Source organism: Dietzia maris (genome assembly GCF_014144855.1).
GTDB lineage: Bacteria > Actinomycetota > Actinomycetes > Mycobacteriales > Mycobacteriaceae > Dietzia > Dietzia kunjamensis.
This window is the reverse complement of sequence record NZ_JAALDN010000216.1, coordinates 1-2,790: the sequence shown is the minus strand read 5'-3', so window position 1 is coordinate 2,790 and position 2,790 is coordinate 1. Positions and strand designations below refer to the sequence as shown.

Below are 2,790 nucleotides of genomic sequence, written 5' to 3'. Positions count from 1 at the left end.
CGTCGTCAAACGTCTGGGCGACGGACTGATGGCCACGTTCCCGTCTCCCCAGCTGGCGCTGGACGCGGTGGCCGCCTGCCTGGACGGGGTCGCCGGCGTGGAGGTGGCGGGCTGGCGTCCGCGGTTGCGGGTCGGCGTCCACACCGGGCGCCCGCGCCGGATCGGGGACGACTATCTCGGCATGGACGTCAACGTCGCAGCGCGGCTCGCGGAGAAGGCCGGCGCGGGCGAGATCCTCATCAGCGAGTCCACGCGCGCCGGACTGGACCCCGACAGCGTGGCGACCCGCCCCAAGCGGACCTTCCGGTGGGGCGGGGTCAAGGGTGTGCCCGACGGGATCGCCGTCTACGTGGCGACCCCGCGCTGAGGAGTTCGGCGGGACCGGGAGCGGGGAACCCGCCATCCGCCGCCCCACCCCGGAACCGGCCGGACCACCGCCGACCACCGGCATCCGGTAGAACGGACGCATGGCAACCACCAATTTCAAGGGCAACCCCGTCAGCACGTCCGGCGAGCTCCCCGCCGTCGGCTCCAAGGCCCCGGATTTCGAACTCGTCGGCACCGACCTCGCTCCCGTGACCTCCGGGTCGCTGGCCGGCAAGAAGCTCATCCTCAACATCTTCCCCAGCGTCGACACGGGCGTGTGCGCCCAGTCGGTGCGCACCTTCCACGAGAAGGCCTCCGGCCTGGAGAACACCGAGGTCGTCAACATCTCGGCCGACCTGCCGTTCGCGCACAAGCGCTTCTGCGCCGCCGAGGACATCGAGAACGCCACCGCCGGCTCGACCTTCCGCAGCGACTTCGCCGCGGACTACGGAGTCAAGATGACCGACGGCCCCATGGAGGGCCTGCTGGCCCGCTCGGTCGTCGTGGTCGACGCCGAGGGCAAGGTCGTCTACACGCAGCTCGTCGACGAGATCACCACTGAGCCGGACTACGACGCCGCGCTCGCCGCCGTGAACTGAGCGCACCGCAGCGAACGACGAGGCCCACCCCCGAAGAAACGGGGGCGGGCCTCCTTGCTCAACTACTGCGTCCGGCTACTGCGCCTGTGTAGCGCGCCGCGACTCAGGCGCTCGCGTCCACCAGGCGGAAGCGGCGGGTGGCCTGCTCGAGCTGATCGAACAGCGTCGCCAGCTCCTCGGAGCGGCGCTCCGCGGGCTGCACTCCCTCGGGGCCGAACTCGGTGAACAGGCTCAGGGAGATCTGCTGACGCACGCCGTACATGTGGAAGTTGGCCACTATCTGACGCCAGTGCTCCACGGCGCGCACACCACCCTCGGCTCCGTAGGAGACAAAGGCGACGGGCTTGTTCGCCCACTCGCTACCGAGCGAGTCGAAGGCGTTCTTCAGGCCGCCCGGGACGCTGTGGTTGTACTCGGGGGTGACAAAGACGAAGGCGTCGTACGAGTCGATGGTCGAACTCCAGCGCTGCACCCGCTCGTCGGAGTATTGCTTGTTCGCCGCGCCCGGCACCGTGGCCGAGGTGAGCAGCGGGACGTCGAACGACTTGAGGTCGACCAGCTCATAGGTGGCGTCCTGCCGCGCCTGCGATTCCTGCGTGACCCACTCGGCCACGGTCTGCCCGGAACGCTCCTCGCGGATGCTGCCCAGAATGATGCCGATCTTCACGTACGGTCCCCTCTCGTCGTGCGGGTTGCTGACGACGAGAACACTACTTGATTGACGTTACACCTACTACCGGTGGCCGTATACCGTGACCGTCGCCACGGCACAGACACGCCCCCGCTCGTCCCTCGTCGTCACCTGGGCGATGCCCCAGCTCCGCCCGTCGTGCAGGACCTCGGCCCGGACCGTCACCGGCTGCACCAGCGGGATCTGACGCACGTACCGCACGTCGAGTGAGGACGAGCTGACCTCGCGTTCGTGCGGGAACACCGCGGCCCCGGCGACCTCCGCGGCCGCCGCGAACACGCCGCCGTGCAGATTGCCCAGCGGGTTGGCCAACGTCGGCTCCGGCGCGATCACGCCCTCCACGACGCGGGTTCCGCCCGGGCCGTCGTCCCGCTCGTCCAGCGTCAGGCACAGGACCTCGGCCAGCGTTCCCGGCGCGAGCCTGGACGGCCACGGCGGCTCGTCGTCGTACCCGTCCGGGTCCACGGCTCCCGCGATCTCCATGGATTTGACCAGTCCCGAGGCGATCACCTCGCCGTCGTCGTCGACGACCTCGCCGCGCGTCGTGAGGCAGTGACCGTCGTCGCCCAGGTGGTCCGTGCGGATGCCCAGTCCCGCCGATCCCGCGCGCGGGCGCGCCAGCAGGTCCATCCGCAGCTCGGTGGTGACCGTCCACATCCCCTCGGGGCGGCGGCGGTGGTTCTCCGACCCCAGGCCCGAATCCACCAGGACCGCCAGACCGCCGGTGGCGAAACGCCCCGACGGGTCGATGAATTGGTCGCCGACCGGCTGGTGCCAGCTCACCGAACCGTCCGGGTTCGGGCTGAACGTCAACCCCAGGCGGGGCTCCGGGCCGTCGTGCTGCGATTCTCTCACCCGCCGACGCTAACACGTGTTCTCGTTCACTCCCCGCGACCGCGCGCGCCGGATCGCGTCCGCACAATGGAGACGTGCCACTGAACCGCGAGGCCCTCACGACCCCCCGCCGCTGGCCCATCCGCGTCGCCACGACCGTGATCGCCACCGGCATCGTCATCCTCGTGCTGGCGGCAGCGGCCGGCGGTGCGTGGCTGCTCCTGCGGTCGGCCGTGCACGGCGCGATCGACTCCGCCGACCGTGCCCGGGCGGTCGAAGTGGCGGGTGGGCTCGCGGCCC

4 protein-coding genes and 1 pseudogene are annotated in these 2,790 nt (G+C 70.5%); 3 read left to right on the top strand and 2 right to left on the bottom strand.

What is annotated here, in order from left to right; all coding sequences use genetic code 11:
- On the top strand, window positions 1-367 hold a 367-nt coding region (locus tag G6024_RS07595), incomplete at its 5' end, for an adenylate/guanylate cyclase domain-containing protein (protein ID WP_182640337.1).
- Between the two features lie 100 nt (window positions 368-467).
- Complete coding sequence (tpx, locus tag G6024_RS07590; protein ID WP_067718959.1) at window positions 468-965, top strand: thiol peroxidase; 498 nt, start codon at window positions 468-470, stop codon at window positions 963-965.
- A gap of 103 nt (window positions 966-1,068) precedes the next feature.
- Here tpx and G6024_RS07585 read toward each other — a convergent pair whose 3' ends face one another.
- Together G6024_RS07585 and G6024_RS07580 are read right to left on the bottom strand one after the other, a co-directional pair.
- Window positions 1,069-1,632, bottom strand: a complete 564-nt coding sequence (locus G6024_RS07585) for an NADPH-dependent FMN reductase (protein ID WP_159148398.1) — start codon at window positions 1,630-1,632, stop codon at window positions 1,069-1,071.
- A gap of 66 nt (window positions 1,633-1,698) precedes the next feature.
- Window positions 1,699-2,511 (bottom strand): PaaI family thioesterase, encoded by an 813-nt coding sequence (locus G6024_RS07580; protein WP_069388634.1) that lies wholly within the window; start codon window positions 2,509-2,511, stop codon window positions 1,699-1,701.
- 74 nt (window positions 2,512-2,585) lie between these two features.
- On the opposite strand from G6024_RS07580, the pseudogene G6024_RS07575 reads away from it, so the two are divergent.
- A pseudogene (locus G6024_RS07575) lies at window positions 2,586-2,790 on the top strand (sensor histidine kinase); the annotation flags it as partial.

Excerpts from the sequence above, each read along its gene's own strand:
- tpx (WP_067718959.1), top strand. The coding sequence starts at position 468 with ATGGCAACCACCAATTTCAAGGGCAACCCCGTCAGCACGTCCGGCGAG.